We start from the raw sequence: 21878 nt of genomic DNA, 5'->3' as shown, positions 1-21878 counted from the left end.
GAGAGTGGCCCTAACGACGCCCGAGATAGGCCAGCCGCACAAAGGCCCGTTCGACCAGCGCCATCTGCGGCGCCTTTTGCCCGGCAGAGCGCAGGGTCAGGTCGGTGTCCATCAAGAGCTTTAGCGCCTCTTCCAGCCGCGCGGCGGACCAGTTCTGCGCCTGCCGCAGCATCCGGTCGCGGCGCGGGCCAAAGATCGGCGGGCGCAGGCGGCCAATGCCCTGCGCGGGGCCGCCGGGGGCCGAGGCCAGCGCGAAAAGCACGCGGAAATGGCGCATCCCCATGATGAGCAGCGTCACCGGTGTCACGCCCTGCGCCTCTAGCCGCTGCATGACGGGGGCGATTTCGGCGGTGCGCCCTTCTGCCAGCACGTTGAAGACATCGTCGATATCCGCCTCGACCGAGGCGGGCGCGTTCAGCGCCACCTCATCCGGGGTCAGGGGGGTGTCATCGGAAAACTTGTAGAGCGCGATCTTTTCCAGCGTCTGGCGCAGATCGCCCGGCGTCAGGTCCCGCGCGAGATGTTCGAGCGCGCCCATGGCATCGCGGCCCACGTCCTTCAGCCCTGCGCGGGCCAGTTCCGCCTCTATTTCCGCGCGGCCCATGGGATCATTGTAAAGCGCCGCAGCAAAACCGTTTTTCGCGTTCTCGAACAGCTTGCGCAGAGAGGATTTGGCCGCCAGCGCCCCCGCCGTGACGATGATCTGCGCATCGCCTTCGCGCCAGTCCGACAGGGCCGCCTTCAGCGCCTCTGTGGTGCCATCTGCGGCCTCTTCGACCAGCACGGCGCGGGGTCCGGGGAAAAAGCCCTGCGCCTTGACCGCATCCAGAAGGGCGGCGGGATCCTTGCGCAGATCGGCGCCCGCAAGGCGGGTCAGGCGCATCTCGGCCTCGCCCTCTGGCCCGACGATGGCGGCGGTCACCTCCTGCCGTTTCATGGCGACGCGCATGGTGTCCTCACCATAGATCAGCAAGCCCGCCGCTGCCGGATCGGGTTTGCGGAAAAAGGCGTTGGCGTCCCGCGCAGAGAGTTTCATGCGCCGGTGACATCCGCCAGAAGCAGATCGTCGATCACCTGATCGGCCAGAAGCACCATCAGGCGCTTTTTCGCATCTTTCTGCGCGGCGCGGGTGGCAACGGTCGTGCCGGTGTTGGAATAGCCGGAAAAGGCGTTTGTCCGCCCTTCCAGCAGGGTGGCGCCGGAGGCGTCCTTGAGCGTGTAGAACGCCCGGCCAATCAGCCGGATCCGCGTCACGTCACCGGCGGAGGTCGAGCCGAGGTCCTGCGAATCGCTCTGCAATTGCACGTCCAGCCGGTAGGGCGCAGCGGGGCCGCCGCGTCCCATGCGTTCCTCGAACCGGCGGTTGAAGTAATAGGTGGATACGGTGCGCGATTCCGTCAGGGCGATGGTGCCCTGCAGGGCGGTGCCGCCGCCCTGCGGGCCGTAGACCGGGGTAAAGCCGCAGGCCGTGAGGCCGGTGGCGGCCGCGCCGGTCAGGAAAGCCCGTCTGTTACACCACCACATTCACGATCCGCCCCGGCACCACGATCAGCTTTTTCGGCTGGCCCCCGTCGAGGGCCCGCACCACAGCTTCGTGCGCCAGCGCGATCTTTTCAACCTCTTCCTTGGGCAGATCCTTGGGCACCTCGATCTCGCCCCGGCGCTTGCCGTTGACCTGGATCGGCAGGGTGACGGTGTCCTCGACCAGCATCGCCTCATCAGCCTTGGGCCAGGGCGCATTGGCGATCAGCCCCTCGCCGCCCAGCAGGTGCCAGATTTCCTCTGACAGGTGCGGGGTCATCGGCGACATCAGCTGCGCGAGGGTCAGCGCCGCCTGTGCCTTGACCTCTTTGCCCGCGCGCGATTTGGCCAGCGCGTTGGTAAAGGCATACAGCTTGGCGATGGCCGCGTTGAAGCCGAAGGATTCGACGCCCATGGTCACGTCGTGGATCGCCTTGTGCATCTCTTTCAGCAGGGCGGCGTCCTCATTGGTCGAGGGCGCATCGGAGGCGGCAATCTCGGCGGCAATGCGGTGGACGCGGGAAAGATGCTTGTGCGCGGCCTCGGCGCCGGAGGCGGTCCATTCCACATCCCGTTCCGGGGGTGAGTCGGACAGCACGAACCAGCGCGCGGTATCGGCGCCATAGGTGGCGATGATGGCCTGCGGGTCGACGACGTTGTTCTTGGACTTCGACATCTTGGCCGAAGGCACGATTGTGACCTCCCTGCCGTCCGCCAGATAGCCCTTGCCGTCCTTCAGTGTCACTTCCTCGGGATAGTGAAAGACCGGGCGATTGTTGGAATCGCGGGTCTGGTAGATCGCATGTGTCACCATTCCCTGCGTGAACAAGGCATTGAACGGCTCTTTTGCGGTGTCCGGCAGGTGTCCGCATTCGATCATCACGCGGGCGAAATATCGCGAATAGAGAAGATGCAGGATCGCGTGTTCGATGCCGCCGATGTACTGATCGACGTTCATCCAGTAGGCGGCCTCTTCCAGATCCGTGGGCGTCGCCGCGTGGGGCGCGGTGAAGCGGGCGAAATACCACGACGAATCCACGAAGGTGTCCATCGTGTCGGTTTCGCGCTTGGCCGGCTTGCCACAGGACGGGCATGGGCAGTCGCGCCAGGTCGGATGGCGGTCCAGCGGGTTGCCGGGCACGTCAAAGGTGACGTCATCGGGCAGCCGGATCGGCAGGTTTTCCTTCTTCTCCGGCACGGTACCGCAGGCGTCGCAATGCACCACCGGAATCGGGCAGCCCCAATACCGCTGGCGCGACAGGCCCCAGTCGCGCAGGCGGAATTTCTCGACGCCCTTGCCAAACCCGCGCGCCTCCATCCAGTCGATGGTGGCATCGACGGCCTCTTGGCCCGTGGCCTCATCCAGCCCGGCGAAATGGTTGAGCCACTTCACCTTTTCTGTCTTCGGCGGAACAAAGGCCTCTTTCTCGACCCGCTTGGGGTTGTCCAGAGCCACGAAGGTGTCGATCACCGGCAGGTCATACTTGCGGCAGAAATCGAGGTCACGCTGGTCATGCGCCGGGCAGGCAAAGATCGCGCCGGTGCCGTAATCCATGAGGATGAAATTCGCCACCCAGACCGGGATTTCCCAGCTGGGGTCGAGCGGGTGTTTGACGGTCAGCCCGGTGTCGTAGCCCAGCTTTTCTGCCTTCTCCAGCGCCTCTTCGGTGGTTCCGCCCTTGCGCATCTCGGCCGTGGCCTTGGCAAGCGCGGGGTCATCCGCCTCCAGCGCCTTGACCAGCGGATGATCGGGCGAGAGGCCAAGAAAGGACGCGCCCATCAGCGTGTCGGGACGGGTGGTGTAGACATCAATCTTGTCAATGCCATGCACCGGCTTGGTCAGATCCCACGCGAACTGAAGGCCGCGCGATTTCCCGATCCAGTTCTGCTGCATCAGCTTGACCTTGGCAGGCCACTCATCCAGCCCCTCGATGGCGTCCAGCAATTCGCCCGCCATGTCGGAGATCTTGAAGAACCACTGCGTCAGCTCGCGCCGTTCCACCTCGGCGCCAGAGCGCCAGCCCTTGCCGTCTTCGACCTGCTCGTTGGCCAGCACGGTCATGTCGACCGGATCCCAGTTCACCACCGCTTTCTTGCGGTAGACAAAGCCCTTTTCCATGAAATCAAGGAACAGCGCCTGCTGGTGGCCGTAATACTCCGGGTCGCAGGTGGCGAACATGCGCGACCAGTCGAGCCCAAAGCCCAGCGGCTTCATCTGCGCGACCATGTCGTCGATGTTGGAATAGGTCCAGTCCTTGGGATGGATCTTGCGGTCCATCGCGGCGTTCTCGGCCGCCAGCCCGAAGGCGTCAAAGCCCATCGGGTGCAGCACGTTGTGCCCCGTCGACAGCTTGTAGCGCGCGATCACGTCGCCCATCGTGTAGTTGCGCACGTGCCCGATGTGGATGCGCCCCGAAGGATACGGGAACATCTCCAGCACGTAATACTTGGGCTTGTCGCCGGTCCGGCGCGCCTTGAAGGTCTCGGCCTCGGTCCAGGCCTGTTGCCATTTCGGCTCGATCGTAGCGGGGTCGTAACGCGACATCTGTCTCTCTCCGGCGGGCGGGCTTTGGGGGCGGGTGATAGGGCGCGGCGGCGTCAAGGTCCAGAGGCTCGCTGGAAATGACCGCTGCGCCGCCCCCGAACGCTCCCCCCTGTCTTCTTTGGGTTTCCAAATACCCTCGGGGGAGACGCCCGCAGGGCGGCGGGGGCAGAGCCCCCTGCCCGGCCGCCATACCCACGGACCAAGCCGTTGAATCCGATGCCAGATCGCCCGCCGCCGCCGCGTTCCCGGCCCGGGCCTGCACACGATCAAGCGATTCCCTTTTGGGGACCGCCCCGCTAGGATGCCGGGAAACGGCCGCCAAGAGGCCGCGTGAGGGCGTGCAGATGAAGATCCTGTTGATCCACCAGAACTTTCCCGGCCAGTACAAACACCTGGCCCCGGCGTTGGTCCGGCAGGGCCATCAGGTGGTCGCGCTGACCTGCAAGGTCAAGGAAGCCCAGACATGGCAGGGGGTCCGCATCGTTCCTTATGGAATCCAGGGCGCCAGCACCAAGGGCATCCACCCCTGGCTGGCGGATTTCGAAACCAAGATCCTGCGCGCCACCTCCTGTTATCGCGGCGCGATCGGGCTGAAGGAGCAGGGATTCGTGCCGGATGTGATCTGCGCCCATCACGGCTGGGGCGAGAGCATGTTCCTGAAAGATGTCTGGCCCGACGCGCGGCTGGGTCTTTATTGCGAGCTTTATCACCTGACCACAGAGACCTTCGTGGGCTTCGACCCGGAGTTTCCCAGCAAGAACCCGGCGGGCGACCGGCTGCGCATACGGATGAAGAACCTCAACAACCGGATGCATGAGGAAATCATGGATGCCGGAATCTCGCCCACGCGGTTTCAGGCCGCGACCTTTCCGGACAAATGGCAGGACCGGATCACCGTGGCCCATGACGGCATCGACACCGATCTGGTCCGGCCCAATCCCGCGGCACGGCTGGAGATCGAGAACGGGCCGGTCCTGACGCGCGACGATGAGGTGATCACCTTCATCAACCGCAACCTGGAACCCTATCGCGGCTATCATGTCTTTATGCGCGCGCTGCCGGACCTTTTGAAACGGCGGCCGGACGCCCATGTCGTGATCCTGGGCGGTGACGGCACCTCCTACGGATCAAAGCCGCCTGCGGGCAAGACCTGGAAACAGATCTATATCGATGAGGTCCGGGGCCGGATTCCGACGGCGCACTGGAACCGGGTGCATTTCCTTGGCCGCGTGCCCTATGACCGCTTTCTTGCGATGATGCAGGTCAGCCGTGTGCACATCTACCTGACCTACCCTTTTGTCCTGTCTTGGTCGCTGCTGGAATCGATGAGCGCCGAATCCGCGATTGTCGCCAGCGACACCGCGCCGGTGCGCGAGGTCATGACAGAGGATGAAACCGGGTGGCTGGTGGATTTCTTTGACCGCGAGGCGCTGGTCGAGCGGGTCTGCACCCTGCTGGACGATGCGCCGACCCGCGCAAGGCTGGGGGCGAATGCGCGCGCGCTGGTGCGCGACTCTTATGACCTTCAGTCGACCTGCCTGCCGCAGCATCTGGACTGGGTGCATCGGCTGGCAGAGCTGCCGTCCAACCCGGTCCGGGATTGATCCCATTAAAAAAGGCGCGGCCCCGGGGGGACCGCGCCTTTTTATTCGGATCAGCTGTATTCGGATCAGGCCTTGGGCCTCAGAATTTCGCGTCTTGCGACCGAAGCTGGCGGGCGCGGGTCAGGATCGCATCCTCAATGGCGCGCACGGTGGTTGCATCCGCCGGGCCCGACCGGGTCAGCAGGGCAACATTGAGCGAGCGCGCATCCAGCGCCGGATCGGTGATCTGGATCGTGGCGCGGTAGGCGCGGCCACCGCCCGGCGGCGTGCCGTATCCGGTGGTGATGACCCCGGTGAAAGGATCGACCGTTTCGACCGGCAGAAAGTTCAGCACGTCCAGCGCCGCGTTCCAGATGTATTTGTTGACGGCCCCGACACGGCCCGGATCCTCACGCGGTTTGAAGAGGTCCCAGAGAGTTCCGCGCGAGCGGGGCTTGCCCTCGCGTGCGGCGGTTTCTGCGAGGATTTCCTCGGCGCTGGGTGTCTGAACCGGTTCGCGGTTGCTGCGATTGCCGCCCAGCGTACCGCAGCTTGCCGTAAACAATGTCAGTGCCACCAGGCCGGTGCCGATCAGGATTCGCGGCGCGCGCATTGCCGACCCCTTTCAAATTGAAACTCTGCCGCCCTGCATACTAGGGGGGCGTCCCAGCGGCAAGACCGCAGTCATAGGCGGGTTTTCGCGCAGAAATCCCGCGCAACACGCTGCTATGGCATATAAACCTGTAAGGCGGGTTTCGGGCTTGTGGCAATATCGCATCACTGACTTCCTTGTTGCGCAGCACGTTTCTGGATGGCTTGCAAAGGCCGCCCCCCAAAGCGCATAGAAATCCCATCAAGGCCGGAGCATCGGCCTGGTACGTGCCTTTGAACACATGAGGGAAACAATGAAAAAGATCCTGTTCGCGACCACCGCACTGGTTGCAACCGCAGGCGTCGCAGCCGCAGAGGTTGCCGTCTCGGGCTCCGCAGAAATCGGTGTGATCGCCGGTAACCGTTACAACGACAATGCCGTCGGCGTCACCCCCCGCGACGCTGGTTCGGAATTCTGGACCGACGTCGAAGTCGTCTTCACCATGACCGGCGAAGCTGACAACGGCCTGACCTTCGGCGCGAAGGTTGACCTGGACGAAGGCGGCAACGCGCACGCACGTGACGACGATGGCGCAACCTGGTTCCTGGCATTCGGTGGCGCACGCCTCGACATGGGCGACACCGACGGTGCGTTCGACTGGGCCCTGCAGGAAGTCAACGTTGCAGGCGGGTCGATCGACGACTCCGAAACTTGGCAGCCGGGCTTCAACGGCAACTCCGGCCTCGACGGTGACGAAGACGGTCAGGTGGCGCGCTTCACCTACACCTTCGACGGTTTCTCGGCAGCAGTTTCGGCTGAAGTCGACGACGCCGCTGTTAACGACCCGATCTGGGGCGTGGGCTTCAAGTACTCCGGCGACCTGGGCGGCATCACGCTCGGCGTTGGCCTCGGCTATCAGACCCAGAACGATGTTGCTGACATCATCGGTGTGTCGGTCGACGGTACTCTGGACAACGGCCTGTCCTTCGCTGTGAACTACTCGGAACTCGACCCCGAGCTGGCTGGCGCAGACACCGTGACCCACTGGGGCATCGGCTTCGGCTACACCATGAACGCGCTGACCGTTGGCCTGAACTACGGTGAGTACGACAACGCAGTTGGCCTCGACGGCGGCTTCAGCCTCGCCGACCTCGGCAACAACTACTCCTCCCACGGTTACGGCCTGGTCGTGAACTACGACTTCGGCGGCGGTCTGGTTGGTCAGTTCGGCGCAGGCGTTGGTGAGCAGAAGATGGGTGGCGCAACCACCGACTTCGACAGCTTCTCGCTGGGTCTGGCGATGTCCTTCTAAGGACACCGACCTTTCGGTATAGGGAAGAGCGGGCGCTTGCGTCCGCTCTTTTCTTTTGGTTGAACGGGTCACGCCGAGAGCAGAGCCCGTCATGACCCCGCAGCAGATACAGACCCAGTTCCGACAGGCGCTTGCCTTGATCCAGTCCGGAGAGGCCGCGAAGGCCGGGGCGCTGTTGAAATCCCTGCTGCTGCCCACCGGCGGCGCGCCGGAAATCGAATTTCAGCTGGCCCGCGTGGCCGAATTGCAGGGCGAGACCGAGGCGCAGGCCGCCGCGTTGAACCGCGCGCTGGCCCGCAAGCCGCAGGAACCCACGATCCTGCAGGCGGCCATCGTCGCCGAGACGCGACTGGGCCATCACGGCAGGGTTCTGGACCTGCATGACCGGCTGATTGCGCTGGCCCCCAAAGAGATCAAGCCGAAGGCCGACAAAGCGCTGTTCCTGCAGAACATCGGGGAATTCGACGCCGCCGGGAAGCTGCTGAAAAAGCTGATCCGCCAACACCCGACCCAGACGGAACTCTACCGGATGCTGTCCGCCGGGCATCGCTTTGCCAAGGGCGATCCGCTGATCCGGCAGATGCAGGGGCTGTGGACCAATCCGCGCCTGAACGACGTGGGCAAGATGCAGATCGGCTTTGCCCTTGCCAAGTCCGCCGAGGACACCGGCGACCGCGACCGGGTGTTTTCCTATCTGAAGCCCGCGAATGCGGCACAGGGACGTCTGTTTCCCTTCAACGCGGCGGAGCGTGACGCGGAATGGCAGGCCTTTCGCGATGCGCAGGACGGCGCGGACTATGCCCCCGTGGGTGATCCCCTGCCCCTGCGCCCGGTCTTTGTCACCGGCCTGCCCCGGTCCGGCACGACGCTGGTGGAACAGATCATCGCGGCGCACAGCGGCGCGCGGGCGGGTGGCGAGATGCGCTATGCCCTGCAAGAGGCCGTGGCGCAGTTTGGCCCTGCAGCCAAGATGGTGCCGCTGAAAGAGCTGTCAGAGGCGAAACTGAGCGGCTGGGCCGAGGCTTATCAGCGGTTCCTGCGGCGCGATACCGGGCCGCAGCCCGGCGTGGTGACGGACAAGGCGATCCAGAACCACCTGATCTTTGGCCTGATTGCCCGCGCCCTGCCCGGTGCGCGGATCATCGTCGTCCACCGCGACCCGCGCGATCAGGCGCTGTCGGTCTACAAGAACCACTTTGCCCAAGGCACCCATCGTTACGCCAACGACCTTGGCGATATTGCCCGCACGATCAAGGCGTTCCGCGCCAACATTGCCTTCTGGAAAGAGCGGCTGGGGGATCGGATCCACGAGATCCGCTATGACGATCTGGTGGCCGATCCGGAACCGCAGGCGCGGGCGTTGATTGCGGCGGCGGGGCTGGACTGGGAGGCGGCTTGCCTTGCCTTCCACGAGGTTAAATCAGAGGTGAAGACGCTGAGCCTTGCGCAGGTGCGACAGCCGATCCATGCCGGGCGGCGCGAAGCCTGGCGCAAGTATGAGACTGAAATGGCACCGTTTTTCGACGCCTGGGGAGATGAACCATGGGACTGACAGAGATCCGCGCGCGGATGGACAAGGCCTGCACGGCCGCGGGACGCGACCCGTCAGAGGTGCATCTGATCGCGGTCAGCAAGGTGCAGCCACTGGACCGGGTCGAGGCGGTGCTGAAAGAGGGCCACCGGCTGTTCGGGGAAAACCGGGTGCAGGAAGCAGCAGGCAAATGGCCGGATTTCAAGGCGCGTTTTGACGGTGTGTCCGTCCATCTGATCGGTCCGTTGCAGAGCAACAAGACCCGGCAAGCCTTTGATCTGTTTGACGCCATCCATTCGGTCGACCGCCCCAAGCTGGCCGCCACCATCGCTCGCATCGCGCAGGAAGAGGGGCGTTGTCCCGACCTGTTCATTCAGGTGAACACCGGCGAGGAAGAGCAGAAGGCGGGCGTGATGCCTGCGGAGGCGGATGACTTCATCGCCGAATGCCGGGGCATGGACCTGCCGATCAAGGGGCTGATGTGCATTCCCCCGGTTGAAGAGACGCCTTCGCTGCATTTTGCGCTGCTGGCCAAGATCGCGGAGCGCAACGGGCTGAAAGGCCTGTCGATGGGGATGAGCGCGGATTTCGAAGAGGCCATTGCGCTGGGGGCGACCCATGTGCGCGTCGGATCGGCCATCTTTGGCGAACGGGTCAAGACCTGAGCGCAGCACTGGCTGAGATTCCGCGCCGCATAAGACCAGATTGCAGCGCCTATCAGGCCAGTCTATCCTGCCCGAATGGCAATCCCGGTCGAGACCTTTCACCTGTCGCCGAACGTGCAGGGCACCCTGCAGGCGCGCATTCAGCAGATGGTGGCCGAAGGCATCCTTGCGGGCCGTTTTCGACCGGGGGAAAAGCTGCCTTCCAGCCGGAGGTTGGCGCAGCATTTGGGGGTCAGCCGGATCACCGTGACGCTGGCCTACACCGAGCTTTTGGCCAACGACTATATCACCTCGCGCGGGCGGTCCGGTTATTTCGTCAGTGAAAACGCGCCCGAGCCGCCGGATTTCGGCACCCCGCCCGAACGGCAGGACCGCATTGATTGGGACGCGGCGCTGGCGCAGCGGTTTGCGGATGGGCCGTCTCTGGGCATGGCGAAACCGGCGGATTGGACGCGCTATCGCTATCCTTTCATCTACGGGCAGGTGGACCCGGCGCTGTTTGACCATGCCAACTGGCGCCTTTGTGCGATGCAGGCGCTGGGGGTCCGGAATTTCGGCGCGCTGACACAGGATCAGTTCGACGCCGATGATCCCGAGCTGGTGAGTTTCATCGCGCGGCACACCCTGCCCCGGCGTGGCATCCTTGCCCGGCCGGAGGAGATCCTGATCACCATGGGCGCGCAGAACGCGCTGTGGCTGGCGGCGCAACTGCTGACCACGGGGCGCCGCGTGGCGGTGGAGGATCCCTGTTACCCGGCGCTGCGGCAATTGCTGCGGCACAGTCATGCGGATGTGACCAGCGTGCCGGTGGACCAGCACGGGTTGCCGCCCGGGGCGGTGCCTGCCGGGACACGGGTGATCTTTACCACGCCCAGCCATCAATGCCCGACCTCGGCCACCCTGCCCTTGGCGCGGCGGCGGGCCTTGCTGGCGCGGGCAGCGGAGCTGGACGCGCTGATCGTCGAGGATGACTATGAATTCGAGATGTCCTACCTCGCCCCGCCCAGTCCCGCGCTCAAGAGCCTCGATGAGGACGGGCGGGTGATCTACGTCGGCAGCTTTTCCAAGTCGCTGTTTCCGGGGCTGCGGCTGGGCTATCTGGTGGGGTCCGAGCCGTTCATCCGCGAGGCGCGCGCCCTGCGGGCCAGCGTGCTGCGGCATCCGCCGGGGCATGTGCAGCGCACGGCGGCGCATTTCCTCAGCCTTGGACATTATGACGCGCTGATCCGGCGCATCGGCAAGGCGCTGGAGGCGCGGCGGCAGGTGATGGAGGCGGCGGTGGCCGAGCACGGGCTGGAGGTGGCAGGCAAAGGCGCGCATGGCGGGTCCAGCCTGTGGATGCGCGCGCCCGAGGGTGTGGACACCGGGGCGCTTGCGGACCGGTTGCGCGCCGACAGCGTGCTGATCGAGCCGGGCGCGGCATTCTTTGCCGGACCGGAGGTGCCGCGCAATTTATACCGGCTGGGCTACAGTTCCATCCCGTCAGAGCGGATCGGAGAGGGGATCGCGCGCATCGCGGCGGCATTGCGCGCCATGTCGTGACATCTCGTGACGGCGCGCGGGCCGCGGGTGCTTGCGCAGCGGCCACGGGGCGGCTAACCGATGCACATGCGGATCATACGTGACTATCAATACACCCGGCCCGAGGATCGCGGCGCCAGCGCGGCGATCGGGAATTTCGACGGCGTACACCTTGGCCATCAGGCGGTGATCGACCTGGCGCGCCGGTCGGCCCCGGAGGCGCCGCTGGGCGTCATGACATTCGAGCCGCATCCGCGCGAATATTTCGCGCCCGACGCGCCGCCCTTCCGGCTGATGAGCGCGGAAACGCGGTCTGCCCGGCTGGCCAAGCTGGGGGTGGAGCGGCTGTACCAGCTGAACTTCAACACCGCTCTGGCGTCGCTGACGCCCGAGGAATTTGCCCGGCGGGTGATCTGCGACGGCTTTGGCCTTGTGAATGTCGTGGTGGGCGCGGATTTCTGTTTCGGCAAGAGCCGCGCGGGAAATGTAGAGATGTTGCAGCGCTTTGGCGCGGAGATGGGATTTGGGGTCACGGTGGCGGAACTGATGGAAACGGGCGGCGTACAGGTGTCGTCGACAGCAATCCGCGATGCCCTGAGCGAGGGCCGCCCACGCGATGCGGCGGCGCTGCTGGGCCATTGGCACCGCATCGACGGCGAGGTGATCGGCGGCGAACAGCGCGGCCGCGTGTTGGGCTATCCGACGGCAAACATGTCCATCGACGGGCTGCACCCGCCGCATTTCGGCGTCTATGCGGTGCTGGTCGAGGTGCGGGACGGTCCGCACAAGGGCACCTATCATGGCGCCGCCTCTATCGGGGTGCGGCCGATGTTCAACGGCGAAAAGCCGAATATCGAGACCTTCATCTTTGATTTCACCGGCGATCTCTATGGCGCGACGCTGTCGGTCGGGCTGGTCGATTACCTGCGGCCAGAGTTGAAGTTCGACGGCATCGAGGCGCTGATCACGCAGATGGACGCCGATTGCGTCCGCGCCCGAAAGATTCTGGCGGCCATATGAGCGATCCAATCCCCCGCACCGGCCTTGCGCCCCGTTTCTGGGAAAAGAAACGTCTGCAGGACATGAACGATGCCGAATGGGAAGCGCTGTGCGACGGCTGTGGCAAGTGTTGCCTGAACAAGCTGGAGGACGAGGACACCGGCGAGGTCGCGCTGACCCGCGTGGCCTGCCGGTTGTTTGATGACAGCACCTGCCGCTGCGCGCAGTACCCGATCCGCCACAAGTTCGTGCCGGAATGCATCGTGCTGCGCCCCGCCAACATCGCCAAGAACCTGTACTGGATGCCGGAAACCTGCGCCTACAAGCTGCTCTGGAACGGTGAGGCGCTGTTCGACTGGCATCCGCTGATTTCCGGCACGGCAGAGACGGTGCACGAGGCCGGTGTGTCGATGCGGGACGCCACGGTACCGGAATTCGAGGTCGGCGAAGACGACTGGGAAGATCACATCATCGAGGAACCGCGATGAACTTTGCATCCGACAACGCCGCGCCCGTTCCCGCGCAGGTTCTGGAGGCGCTGACCCGCGCCAATGAGGGCTTTGCCGCCAGCTATGGCGCCGATGAGGTCACGGCAGAGGCCGCGCGCCGGGTGCGCGAGGTGTTCGAGGCACCAAAGGCCGCAGTCTATTTCCTGACCACGGGGACAGTGGCGAACGCCCTGTCGCTGGCCACGCTCTGCGCGCCGTTCCAGACGGTGTTCTGTTCCGGGCACGCGCATATCCACGAGGATGAGTGCAACGCGCCGGAATTCTACACCGGCGGGGCCAAGCTGACCTTGGTGCCGGGCGGCGACGTGATGACGCCCGAGGCGCTGCGCACCGCCATCGAAGCCGAGGGCAACCGCGGCGTCCACGGGCCGCAGCGCGGGCCGGTGTCGATCACCAACGTGACCGAGGGCGGCAATGTCTACTCTGTCGAGCAGATGCGCGCGCTGTGCGGTGTGGCGCAGGAGTTCGGCCTGCCGATACATCTGGACGGGGCGCGCTTTGCCGGGGCCTGCGTGGCGCTGGGGTGTACGCCTGCCGAGATGAGCTGGAAGATCGGGGTGGACATCGCCGTGTTCGGCGGCACCAAGAACGGGCTGATGGATGCCGAGGCGGTGGTGATCTTTGACCCCGACGCGCCAGCGGGCCACGGCTTTACCCGCGCGCAGGAGTTCGAGTTGCGGGTCAAGCGCGGCGGGCATCTCTATTCCAAGCATCGCTATGTGTCGGCCCAGATGCTGGCCTATCTGCAGGACGGGTTGTGGCGCGATCTGGCGACGCGGGCCAATGCGCGCTGTGACGCGCTGGCCGAGGGGCTGGAGGCGCTGGGGCTGGAGATCGTCAACAAGACGCGGGCCAACATGCTGTTCTTTCGCGCGCCGCTGCGTGTGCATCAGGCGGCACAGGCGGCGGGGGCGGTCTATCACCTCTCGGGCAATCCACCCAAGGATGCCGAGGCACTGGCCACCGCGCGGCTGGTGTGCAGCTGGTCGACCCGTGAACAGGACGTCGCGGATTTCCTGCAGGCGGTGCGTTCGGCGCTCTGATCCTTTCGGGGAATCGCGAGCGGCGATAGGCTTCCGGCAAAACGGAGGGCACCATGGCACAGCTTGATTTCTGGTATTCGATCGGCAGCACCTACAGTTACCTGACCGTGATGCGCATGGGCGATTACGCGGCACGGCACGGGCTGGACGTCCGCTGGCGTCCGTTCAACGTGCGCGACATCATGATGGCGCAGAACAACATCCCCTTTCGCGACAAGCCCGTAAAGACCGCCTACATGTGGCGCGACATGGAACGGCGCGCAGAAATGTACGGCCTGCCGATCAAGGTGCCCGCGCCCTACCCGCTGCCGAACCTGCCGCTGGCCAATCAGGTGGCGGTACTGGGGATGCGCGAAGGTTGGGGGCAGGCCTATACGGTGGAAACCTACGGGCGCTGGTTCCAGCACGGGCAAGAGGCGGGCAGCGAACCCAACCTGAGCGACAGCCTGCGCGCGGTGGGAGAGGACCCGGCAGAGGTGATCGCCCACGCCGAGAGCGACGAGATCCGGGCGGTACTGGAGGCGGAAACCGCCGAGGCGATGGCGCTGGGGGTTTTCGGCTCTCCGACCTTCGTGGTCGGGGCAGAGGTGTTCTGGGGCGATGACCGGCTGGACGACGCCACACAGTGGGCCAAACGCCCCTGACCGGTGGGCACGAAAAAGGGCGGGGAACTCCCCGCCCTTTCGCATTTTCGGGGGACCGATTTACTGGATCCGCTGGCCGTTGGCGAGGATGTGGCCCTGTTCGTTGATCTCGATCTTCGAGGTCGCGGTGTCGGGTTCATCCCCCGGCACGGTGAACATGGACAGCATCATGCGGGCGCCCATGGCGTCCTGTTCGCCCATCAGACCCATCGAGATCAGTTTGTCGATGATGCCGTTGGCGCCGGAGACCGACAGGTTCAGCTCACCCTCGGGGCGCGGTACGCCCGGGATGGTGGTGAAATCGCTCATGTCGAAGTTAAAGCTGCCTTCGCCGAGGATCACGCCGCCGATCATGTCGACCACGAAATCGCTGAGGGTGACGGAGTGCAGCTCACCCGGCATACCGCCGTTCATCGCCATTTCTTCCATCTTCTCGGTGTCGAGCAGGCTGACGAAGGGTGACACCTTGGCGTCGAGGTTCAGCGCAATGGTGGCGGGATCACGCGGCAGCGTCTGGGACGGGTCAAAGATGTTCCACAGCATGTCATCCATGGCGAAATTGGCCAGAACCACCGACAGGGAGGCGTCCTGCGGCGCATCCGCGGGCGACAGCGGCATGGTCAGGGCAAAGCCGATCTCATCCAGCTGCGCGTTGATCGGCAACGGAAGTTCCGGGCCGGACAAGGAAACCATCTGACTGCTGCCGGAGATGGCGTAGGTCAGCTCCTGCTCGGAGACGGCAATGCCGAATTCGCCGCCGGTCGAGCTGAACTTGCCCACGGTCGCGCCAGCGGGTTCCTGCACGGTGAAATCGGTGCGCCCGCCGGTATGCGAAATCACCACGTCGACCGCGCCGCCGTTCTTGAACATCGAGGTCGGATCGTCATAGTTGATCTCGTTCGGCAGGATGGTTGCGCCGGTGGTCTTCAGACCCGTCAGCTGGCCATTGAACAGACCGGTGTTGTTGCTGTTGTCCGGGTCCTGGAACTTCACGTCATAGGTCAGGTCGCCATAGCTGACGTCCTGCTCGACCGAGCGGAAGGCATCGTCCTGGGTGATGTGCGAGGTGCCGCTGAGCGGCCCCATGCCGATGGTCGCGCTCAGCATGTCGCGGGTGATTTCCTCACCCTCGCCAAAGACGCGGGTCAGTTCCAGCGCGATGCTGTCGCCTGAGTAGGTATAGGTCATGTCACCGGGCGATCCCGCGACATTCATGGCGACATTGCTCTGCGTCATCGTCACGACGATTTCGGCAAAGGTTTCGCCATCCTCGATCAGGTGCACGGTGATGTCGGACACGTCCGGGTAGGACAGTTTGACCGAGCCGTCGCCGTTATCCGCAAAGGTGAGTTGCGGCATGATCAGCTTGACCTCCGCCCCTTCTTCCTCGGGAATCGGGATGGTCATGGTCACATCGCTGACGGTCAGCGTGGACCCGTCCATCGCTTCACTTGCGGTCATGGAATAGCCGAAGCCGGTCATGTAGGCCTCAAAGTCATCCCATACCTGCTGGGGGGTCAGATCGGCCCAGGCCGGGCCCGCCATGACGGCGAGGGCCAGCACGGAGGCTGTCGTGTACCGTTTCATAAATTCTACCTCTCTGTCGGTGCAAACGAATGTCTACGCAGTCTCAAGTGCTTCCTGAGGAGGGTCAAGGGACTGGATTCCATACTATTGAGCGATTACGACAGAGGCGAGACGCCTTTTGTGGCGCTGTCGGTGAAATTGCAGGAGGCGCGAGATGAGCGGCGATCTGAGGGACAAGACGGTGATGATCACCGGGGCGAGCCGGGGGATCGGCGCAGCGACGGCCCGGGCATTTGCCGAGGCCGGAGCCAAGGTGGCGCTGGTGGCGCGCGGCGCCGACGCCATTGCCGATCTGGCCGGTGAAATCGGCCCGCAGGCGGTGGCGATCCCCTGCGATATCACCCGCTACTGGGAGGTCGAGCAGGCGGTGGCCAATTGCGTGACCGCCCATGGCGGGCTGGACATCCTCGTGAACAACGCGGGCGCGATCGAACCCATCGCGCATATGGCAGAGGCCGATCCGGCAGCCTGGGGCGAGGTCATCGACATCAACCTCAAGGGGGTCTTCCACGGCATGCGCGCGGCCCTGCCGGTGATGCTGGACGAAGGCGCGGGCACGGTTCTGACCATCGGCTCTGGCGCGGCGCATGGGCCGGTGGAGGCGTGGTCATCCTATTGTTCGTCCAAGGCGGGAGCCCTGATGCTGACCCGGATGCTGGACAAGGAATACCGCGACAAGGGCATTCGCGCGCTGTCGCTGTCGCCGGGCACGGTGGCAACGCAGATGCAGCGCGACATCAAGTCCAGCGGCATCAATCCGGTCAGCCAGTTGGACTGGTCCGACCACATCCCGCCCGAATGGGTAGCCAAGGCGCTGATCTGGATGTGTTCGGCGGAGGTGGACAGCTATCTGGGCAACGAGATTTCGTTGCGGGACGAAGGCGTGCGGGCGGCGGTCGGCCTGAAATGATCCGACTGAGCAAGGAAGACGGCCTGTGGATCGCCACGATCGACAGGCCGGAAAAGGCCAATTCCCTGACTGCCCGGATGCTGGAAGAGCTGTGCCGGATCGCCGAGGACGCGCAGACGCAGGCGCGGGCTCTGGTGCTGACCGGCGCAGGCAAGGTGTTTTCCGCCGGGGCGGACCTTGACGCCGCCAAGGCGGGGCTGGCGGTGTCGCCGCTGTGGGAGCGGCTGTCGGGCGCCATTGCGCGCCACCCCGGCCTGACCATCTGCGCGCTGAACGGCACCGTTGCGGGCGGCGCGATGGGCATGGCGCTGGCCTGTGATCTGCGGATTTCGGTGCCGGGGGCCATAGTGTTCTATCCGGTGATGAAGCTGGGCTTCCTGCCGCAACCCTCCGATCCGGCGCGCCTGCGGGCGCTGGTGGGACCGGCGCGGGCCAAGATGATCCTGATGGCCGGGCAGAAGGTGCCGGTGGACGAGGCGCTGAGTTGGGGATTGGTTGACCGGATCGTGACCGGCGACCTGCTGGACGAGGCGCGCGCCCTGGCCGCCGATACGCTGGGCGCCGAAGCCGCCCATGCCCGCGCGATCAAGGGGTTGATCGGCTAGCGGTAAGTCGGTTCCCTTGGAGGCCCCGCCGGGCCGCCCCTGCCCGCCTGCCGGGCGACATCGGCGGCGCATCCGAATTGTTCCATGTCAAAGCGGCGGTTCGCCAATTCGGCATCATGGCCGGCATAGGGACGCCGCCACCCGCCGTGCGGGCGGGGTCAGGCGTCCACTGGATAGGGGAGCATGACATGAAACGCAGCATCCAATTTAGCCTGGCCCTTGCGGCCCTTCTGGGGCTTCAGGCCTGCGAAAACCTGACGCCGGAGCAGCGCACCGTCGTGGGCATCACCGCCGGGGCGGCGGCGGGGCTCATCACCGCCGAGGCGCTGAATGCGGACAAGAACTGGCGCCTGATCGCGGCGCTGGCCGGCGCGGCAGCGGGGACCATCGTGGCGCAGAACACCAAGGACAACACCTGTGCCTATGCCCGCGGCGACGGCACCTATTACCGGGCGCCCTGCCCGTAATCGCCATCTCGAAGGGGCGGCGGGGGAACCCCCGCCCTACGGGTGCGGCCTGCGTTTTGCGCGGCGGAGAACCGGGCCGGATGCGAAATCATCGTGTTGAGTACGTTCCTTCGCAGGCAAAGGCCTGTGGGTTGAGGTCCAGCGCGTCCCGATCAAAGGCGCGGCGCTACGTGTCCTTTTGTCGTTATGGACCGCGTGGTCAGAGGGGATGCTGCCCCCGTCTCCCTGTGGTCGACTCCCCCGAGGGTATTTGAAAACCCAAAGAAGGGCGGAGGTGCCGCCCTGCCTTTCCTGAGGCCTCAGCCGGCGAGGCGGGTGATCACGCTGTCGGCGCTGACACGACCCAGCGAAACGCCCTTGTCGGTGACGGTCAGCGGTCCCTCTTTCAGCAGGGGCATCAGGTCGCGGATCGGGGTTTCGGCGGAGACCTCGGCGCCGCCCTGCCCCGGTTCCATCACGTCGCGCGCGGTCAACACGCCCAGCGGGTTCATGTTGGCCACGAAATCGGCGACGTAATCCGAGGCCGGATCCGAAAAGATCTCTCGCGGGGTGCCGGTCTGGACGATGCGGCCACCTTCCATGATGGCGATGCGGTTGCCGATCTTGAACGCCTCGTCGAGGTCGTGGCTGACGAAGAGGATGGTACGTTTCAGTTCTCTTTGCAGGTCCAGAAGTTCGTCCTGTAAACGGTTGCGGATCAGCGGATCGAGCGCCGAAAAGGGTTCGTCCATCAGAAGGATCGGCGCGTCGGTGGCAAAGGCGCGGGCAAGTCCGACGCGTTGCTGCATGCCGCCCGACAGCTCTGCCACCTTGCGGTCTCCCCAGTCGGCAAGACCCACAAGGGCAAGCTGCCGTTTGACGGTTGCCTCGCGCTGCGCGGTCTCCTGTCCGGCCAGTTCGAGGCCGAAGCCCACGTTTTCCGCCACGCTGCGCCAGGGCAGCAGGCCGAACTGCTGAAAGACCATCGCCACATGCCCCTGCCGCACGCGGCGCAGGGCTGCCGCCGAACAGCTGGTGACATCCGTGACCTCATCGCCGCAGGTCACGTTAACCGCGCCCCGGCTGACCTTGTTCAGCCCGTTGACGGCGCGCAGCAGCGTGGACTTGCCAGAGCCCGACAGTCCCATGAGAACGACGATCTCCCCCTCCTCCACGTCGAGCGAGCAGTTGTGCACGCCAAGGACCTGTCCGGTCGCGCTTTGGATGTCGGCGCGGGACTGACCCTGATCGGCTAGCGGCAGGGCGCTGTCGGGGTGATCGCCGAAGATGATCGACACGTTCTGAAAGGAAACCGCCGTCATTTGTCACCCACCCGCAGTGCCCGGTCCAACATGATGGCCACGACCACGATGATCAGCCCCGCCTCAAAGCCCAGCCCGGTGTCGACGCGGTTCAGCGCGCGCACCACCGGCACGCCAAGGCCATCTGCCCCCACCAGTGCCGCGATCACTACCATCGACAGCGACAGCATGATGGTCTGGTTCAGTCCCGCCATGATCTGCGGCAGGGCCGCGGGCAGCTCGACCTTCCACAGCTTCTGGCGCGGCGTGGCGCCAAAGGCATCCGCCGCTTCGGTCAGCGCCTTGGGCGTCGATGAAATGCCAAGGTGCGTCAGCCGGATCGGCGCCGGAACCACGAAGATCACCGTGGCGATCAGGCCCGGCACCATGCCGATGCCGAAGAACACGATCGCCGGGATCAGGTAGACGAAGGTGGGCAGGGTCTGCATCAGGTCCAAAACGGGGCGCATCCAGCGATAGACGCCGGGGTTGTGCGCGGCAAAGATGCCGATGGGCACGCCCACCCCCATGCAGACCACGCAGGCCGACAGCACCAGCGTCAGGCTTTCGGTGGTTTCCTCCCAGTAACCCTGGTTGAGGATGAAGAGAAAGCCGGCAAAGACCAGAGCAGGCACCTGCCAGCGGCGCTGCAGCGCAAAGGTGATGGCGGTCAGAACGGCAATGACGATAAGCGGATGCGGCTCCTGAAGCAGCCAGAGAATGGCATCGATCAGCCACTCCATCGCAACGGCCATCCCGTCAAAGAACCAGCCGCCATTCTTTTGCAGCCAGTTGAACATCGCCTCGGCCGCGTCGCCGACGGGTATCTTGTGGTCTGTCAGCCAGTTCACCGCGCCCTCCCTTCTTGTTTTCCCATACATGCGCCGTTTGGACCGGATTGTGAAGCGGATCGGCGTTCCGAAGCATTTGCCAGGGGCAGGTGGCGGTGGCACCCTGTCGTCCAAACAGGGAGCACGGTCATGTCGGAACTGATCTTTTACACCAATCCCATGTCACGCGGACGGATCGCCCGCTGGATGCTGGAAGAATGCGGCGCGACTTATGAGACGCGCGTGGTGGCCTATGGGCCGGAGATGAAGGGGCCGGAGTACCGGGCAGTCAACCCGATGGGCAAGGTGCCAGCGCTGGTCGATGGCGGAACAGTCGTGACCGAAGGGGCAGCGATCTGTTGCCATCTGGCAGAACGGTTCCCGGAGGCCGGGTTGATACCGGCACCGGGCGCGCGCGGGGCGTTCTATCGTTGGATGTTCTTTGCCTCGGGGCCTCTGGAGGCGGCGATTGTGAACGCCTCTTTCGGGTTCGAATTGCCGGACGACCCGCAGGCGCGCGGCCGCGCCGGGTGGTGCCCGCTGGAGGAAGAGGCGGACATACTGGCGGACCTACTGTCGGATGGGCGGGACTGGCTGCTGGGCGAGACCTTCAGCGCGCTGGACGTCTACCTGGGCTCGCAGATCGCCTGGGGCCGCCAGTTCGGCACCTTTCCAGAGCGCGACGGATTCGATGCCTATATCGGGCGGATCATGGCGCGCGAGGCGGCTGTTCGGGCGAAGGCACTGGATGACGCACTGATGGAGGGATGAAGGAGGGTTTGGCTGGCGTGAGGGATTAGAGCGCGAGGGTCCGCTGTGGCGGACGAAGTTTCCGTTCGTCAGAGAAGCCGCTGCAACCGCTTTCGCCCATAGCTGCCGCTCATGTTAGCAGCCGCGAGAGGCCGGATTTGGCCCTTAAAACGGATGCTGCGTGCTGCATGAATGTTGGCATTGAAGAGAGAGCCCCTAAAACCTTCAACAACGGCTTCGGTTTTGAACGAGGCTTGTGGAACGCACCCAAAAATGCCCTTTGTCGGAAGTCCGACAAGTTTTGCTTGAGCAAACCGAGGTTTATTGTATCGAGAAATCAGTCATCTTGAAGGGACGCACCAATGAAAATTGGCCATATACTTGCGATATCATCTGGTTTTCTATTCTCTTACTTCTCGGCAACCGCAACTGCGCAAGAAAATTTATGGCCATGTGATGTGCCTGGTTTCAAACATCTAATAGGTGAGCCATCTTCCGTTATTTTTGAGTTGGATCTCCCTGAAAATGTTCGTCATGTTCCAGGCGATAGAATTCCGTTTCGGACAGATGCGTCCAGGCTAACGATCATGCACAGCGGAACGCTTGAAGACGCCAAAACAGACCCAAACTCTACAATAGTCGGTTTTATCTGCGGCTAGTTTTACTTGCGACTGAAACTGTTTCTGGCCTTCTCAGTCGGATGAGACTAAAGCCGCACCAACTCCCAATAGCGACCGTTTGATGAGCGTTCACCAAACCGGACCTTGGTACGACGGCCGTAAGCGGCGGCCTCCTTCCGCACCGCAGACCTTGGCGCATCCCGCGGCGACTGACCGCTGTCCTGAAGGTTTTTCGATGCGGGCCGCTGCGTGACGGCGGGGGTCCTGCGGGCGTCGGCCCGCGTTGACAAACCTCGGAAGGAGGAAGCCGCGGGGGTCGTGGCGCTGACTATGGGGAAAGTGCACTGCGGGTGATTGCGAGGGT

At 64.4% G+C, this 21878-nt stretch carries 21 protein-coding genes; 14 read left to right on the top strand and 7 right to left on the bottom strand.

The annotated features are described in order from the left end of the window. Positions 1-10 precede the first annotated feature (10 nt). Genes holA through leuS form a run of 3 tightly spaced genes read right to left on the bottom strand, consistent with a single transcriptional unit; the run spans position 11 to position 4066 of the window. Complete coding sequence (gene holA, locus ACTXGA_RS14100) at positions 11-1036, bottom strand: DNA polymerase III subunit delta (RefSeq protein ID WP_443394662.1); 1026 nt, start codon at positions 1034-1036, stop codon at positions 11-13. Continuing rightward, a complete protein-coding gene (lptE, locus tag ACTXGA_RS14095; protein WP_443394660.1) occupies positions 1033-1524 on the bottom strand; it encodes an LPS assembly lipoprotein LptE in 492 nt (163 codons plus the stop codon). The genes holA and lptE overlap by 4 nt, the downstream gene beginning before the upstream one ends. Then, positions 1511-4066, bottom strand: coding sequence for a leucine--tRNA ligase (leuS, locus tag ACTXGA_RS14090; protein WP_443394659.1), 2556 nt, complete (start codon positions 4064-4066; stop codon positions 1511-1513). Before leuS ends, lptE begins: the two co-directional genes overlap by 14 nt. Before the next feature lie 344 nt (positions 4067-4410). Between leuS and ACTXGA_RS14085 the strand changes: the two genes are divergently transcribed. Next, entirely contained in the window at positions 4411-5670 is a 1260-nt protein-coding gene (locus tag ACTXGA_RS14085; protein WP_443394657.1) for a glycosyltransferase, read from the top strand. Between the two features lie 79 nt (positions 5671-5749). On the opposite strand, the gene ACTXGA_RS14080 is transcribed toward ACTXGA_RS14085, so the two are convergent. Continuing rightward, complete coding sequence (locus ACTXGA_RS14080; RefSeq protein WP_443394655.1) at positions 5750-6262, bottom strand: DUF3576 domain-containing protein; 513 nt, start codon at positions 6260-6262, stop codon at positions 5750-5752. Positions 6263-6554: 292 nt separating this feature from the next. On the opposite strand from ACTXGA_RS14080, the gene ACTXGA_RS14075 reads away from it, so the two are divergent. The 8 genes from ACTXGA_RS14075 to ACTXGA_RS14040 all read left to right on the top strand — a co-directional run bounded on the left by ACTXGA_RS14075 (position 6555) and on the right by ACTXGA_RS14040 (position 14465). Further along, entirely contained in the window at positions 6555-7553 is a 999-nt protein-coding gene (locus tag ACTXGA_RS14075) for a porin (RefSeq protein WP_443394653.1), read from the top strand. Between the two features lie 91 nt (positions 7554-7644). Beyond that, positions 7645-9105, top strand: coding sequence for a tetratricopeptide repeat-containing sulfotransferase family protein (locus ACTXGA_RS14070; protein WP_443394651.1), 1461 nt, complete (start codon positions 7645-7647; stop codon positions 9103-9105). Further along, positions 9096-9749: a YggS family pyridoxal phosphate-dependent enzyme gene (locus ACTXGA_RS14065; RefSeq protein ID WP_443394649.1), complete on the top strand. Its 654-nt coding sequence runs from the start codon at positions 9096-9098 to the stop codon at positions 9747-9749. The genes ACTXGA_RS14070 and ACTXGA_RS14065 overlap by 10 nt, the downstream gene beginning before the upstream one ends. Positions 9750-9824: 75 nt before the next feature. Continuing rightward, complete coding sequence (gene pdxR / locus ACTXGA_RS14060) at positions 9825-11291, top strand: MocR-like pyridoxine biosynthesis transcription factor PdxR (protein ID WP_443394647.1); 1467 nt, start codon at positions 9825-9827, stop codon at positions 11289-11291. Positions 11292-11357: 66 nt separating this feature from the next. Further along, positions 11358-12290, top strand: coding sequence for a bifunctional riboflavin kinase/FAD synthetase (locus ACTXGA_RS14055; protein ID WP_443394645.1), 933 nt, complete (start codon positions 11358-11360; stop codon positions 12288-12290). After that, positions 12287-12757: a YcgN family cysteine cluster protein gene (locus ACTXGA_RS14050; RefSeq protein ID WP_443394643.1), complete on the top strand. Its 471-nt coding sequence runs from the start codon at positions 12287-12289 to the stop codon at positions 12755-12757. Before ACTXGA_RS14055 ends, ACTXGA_RS14050 begins: the two co-directional genes overlap by 4 nt. Continuing rightward, entirely contained in the window at positions 12754-13821 is a 1068-nt protein-coding gene (locus ACTXGA_RS14045; protein WP_443394642.1) for a threonine aldolase family protein, read from the top strand. The genes ACTXGA_RS14050 and ACTXGA_RS14045 overlap by 4 nt, the downstream gene beginning before the upstream one ends. 53 nt (positions 13822-13874) lie before the next feature. Further along, on the top strand, positions 13875-14465 hold the full coding sequence (locus ACTXGA_RS14040; protein ID WP_443394640.1) for a 2-hydroxychromene-2-carboxylate isomerase: 591 nt from the start codon (positions 13875-13877) through the stop codon (positions 14463-14465). A gap of 60 nt (positions 14466-14525) precedes the next feature. Here ACTXGA_RS14040 and ACTXGA_RS14035 read toward each other — a convergent pair whose 3' ends face one another. Next, positions 14526-16052 carry a DUF2125 domain-containing protein gene (locus ACTXGA_RS14035; protein ID WP_443394638.1) on the bottom strand — a complete coding sequence of 509 codons (1527 nt, stop codon included), beginning with the start codon at positions 16050-16052 and terminating at the stop codon, positions 14526-14528. 154 nt (positions 16053-16206) lie between these two features. Between ACTXGA_RS14035 and ACTXGA_RS14030 the strand changes: the two genes are divergently transcribed. The 3 genes from ACTXGA_RS14030 (at position 16207) to ACTXGA_RS14020 (ending at position 18034) form a co-directional block, all read left to right on the top strand. Further along, a complete protein-coding gene (locus tag ACTXGA_RS14030) occupies positions 16207-16962 on the top strand; it encodes an SDR family oxidoreductase (RefSeq protein ID WP_443394636.1) in 756 nt (251 codons plus the stop codon). Then, on the top strand, positions 16959-17567 hold the full coding sequence (locus ACTXGA_RS14025; RefSeq protein ID WP_443394634.1) for an enoyl-CoA hydratase/isomerase family protein: 609 nt from the start codon (positions 16959-16961) through the stop codon (positions 17565-17567). The genes ACTXGA_RS14030 and ACTXGA_RS14025 overlap by 4 nt, the downstream gene beginning before the upstream one ends. 188 nt (positions 17568-17755) lie before the next feature. Beyond that, on the top strand, positions 17756-18034 hold the full coding sequence (locus tag ACTXGA_RS14020; protein WP_443394632.1) for a YMGG-like glycine zipper-containing protein: 279 nt from the start codon (positions 17756-17758) through the stop codon (positions 18032-18034). Between the two features lie 299 nt (positions 18035-18333). Here the strand turns inward: ACTXGA_RS14020 and choV are convergent, their stop codons facing one another. Both choV and choW read right to left on the bottom strand, forming a co-directional pair. Continuing rightward, positions 18334-19335, bottom strand: a complete 1002-nt coding sequence (gene choV / locus ACTXGA_RS14015; protein ID WP_443394631.1) for a choline ABC transporter ATP-binding protein — start codon at positions 19333-19335, stop codon at positions 18334-18336. Then, positions 19332-20165: a choline ABC transporter permease subunit gene (gene choW / locus ACTXGA_RS14010; protein ID WP_443394630.1), complete on the bottom strand. Its 834-nt coding sequence runs from the start codon at positions 20163-20165 to the stop codon at positions 19332-19334. The genes choV and choW overlap by 4 nt, the downstream gene beginning before the upstream one ends. A 129-nt stretch (positions 20166-20294) precedes the next feature. Here choW and ACTXGA_RS14005 point away from each other — a divergent pair, with 129 nt between their 5' ends. Beyond that, the gene (locus ACTXGA_RS14005; RefSeq protein WP_443394628.1) at positions 20295-20915 is read left to right on the top strand and encodes a glutathione S-transferase family protein; all 621 of its coding nucleotides are present in this window, start codon (positions 20295-20297) and stop codon (positions 20913-20915) included. A 341-nt stretch (positions 20916-21256) separates the two neighbouring features. After that, positions 21257-21553, top strand: a complete 297-nt coding sequence (locus tag ACTXGA_RS14000; RefSeq protein ID WP_443394626.1) for a hypothetical protein — start codon at positions 21257-21259, stop codon at positions 21551-21553. Positions 21554-21878: the final 325 nt, after the last annotated feature.

Origin of the sequence: Antarctobacter jejuensis (assembly GCF_052266595.1) — a bacterium.
GTDB lineage: Bacteria > Pseudomonadota > Alphaproteobacteria > Rhodobacterales > Rhodobacteraceae > Antarctobacter > Antarctobacter jejuensis.
The sequence above is the reverse complement of the archived record's forward strand: the minus strand, read 5'-3'. Positions and strand labels throughout refer to the sequence as shown.

Bases quoted from the DNA above. Each gene is read 5' to 3' on its own strand.
- holA (WP_443394662.1), bottom strand. From the start codon at position 1,036: ATGAAACTCTCTGCGCGGGACGCCAACGCCTTTTTCCGCAAACCCGAT.
- lptE (WP_443394660.1), bottom strand. From the start codon at position 1,524: ATGTGGTGGTGTAACAGACGGGCTTTCCTGACCGGCGCGGCCGCCACC.
- leuS (WP_443394659.1), bottom strand. From the start codon at position 4,066: ATGTCGCGTTACGACCCCGCTACGATCGAGCCGAAATGGCAACAGGCC.
- ACTXGA_RS14085 (WP_443394657.1), top strand. From the start codon at position 4,411: ATGAAGATCCTGTTGATCCACCAGAACTTTCCCGGCCAGTACAAACAC.
- ACTXGA_RS14080 (WP_443394655.1), bottom strand. From the start codon at position 6,262: ATGCGCGCGCCGCGAATCCTGATCGGCACCGGCCTGGTGGCACTGACA.
- ACTXGA_RS14075 (WP_443394653.1), top strand. From the start codon at position 6,555: ATGAAAAAGATCCTGTTCGCGACCACCGCACTGGTTGCAACCGCAGGC.
- ACTXGA_RS14070 (WP_443394651.1), top strand. From the start codon at position 7,645: ATGACCCCGCAGCAGATACAGACCCAGTTCCGACAGGCGCTTGCCTTG.
- ACTXGA_RS14065 (WP_443394649.1), top strand. From the start codon at position 9,096: ATGGGACTGACAGAGATCCGCGCGCGGATGGACAAGGCCTGCACGGCC.
- pdxR (WP_443394647.1), top strand. From the start codon at position 9,825: ATGGCAATCCCGGTCGAGACCTTTCACCTGTCGCCGAACGTGCAGGGC.
- ACTXGA_RS14055 (WP_443394645.1), top strand. From the start codon at position 11,358: ATGCGGATCATACGTGACTATCAATACACCCGGCCCGAGGATCGCGGC.
- ACTXGA_RS14050 (WP_443394643.1), top strand. From the start codon at position 12,287: ATGAGCGATCCAATCCCCCGCACCGGCCTTGCGCCCCGTTTCTGGGAA.
- ACTXGA_RS14045 (WP_443394642.1), top strand. From the start codon at position 12,754: ATGAACTTTGCATCCGACAACGCCGCGCCCGTTCCCGCGCAGGTTCTG.
- ACTXGA_RS14040 (WP_443394640.1), top strand. From the start codon at position 13,875: ATGGCACAGCTTGATTTCTGGTATTCGATCGGCAGCACCTACAGTTAC.
- ACTXGA_RS14035 (WP_443394638.1), bottom strand. From the start codon at position 16,052: ATGAAACGGTACACGACAGCCTCCGTGCTGGCCCTCGCCGTCATGGCG.
- ACTXGA_RS14030 (WP_443394636.1), top strand. From the start codon at position 16,207: ATGAGCGGCGATCTGAGGGACAAGACGGTGATGATCACCGGGGCGAGC.
- ACTXGA_RS14025 (WP_443394634.1), top strand. From the start codon at position 16,959: ATGATCCGACTGAGCAAGGAAGACGGCCTGTGGATCGCCACGATCGAC.
- ACTXGA_RS14020 (WP_443394632.1), top strand. From the start codon at position 17,756: ATGAAACGCAGCATCCAATTTAGCCTGGCCCTTGCGGCCCTTCTGGGG.
- choV (WP_443394631.1), bottom strand. From the start codon at position 19,335: ATGACGGCGGTTTCCTTTCAGAACGTGTCGATCATCTTCGGCGATCAC.
- ACTXGA_RS14005 (WP_443394628.1), top strand. From the start codon at position 20,295: ATGTCGGAACTGATCTTTTACACCAATCCCATGTCACGCGGACGGATC.
- ACTXGA_RS14000 (WP_443394626.1), top strand. From the start codon at position 21,257: ATGAAAATTGGCCATATACTTGCGATATCATCTGGTTTTCTATTCTCT.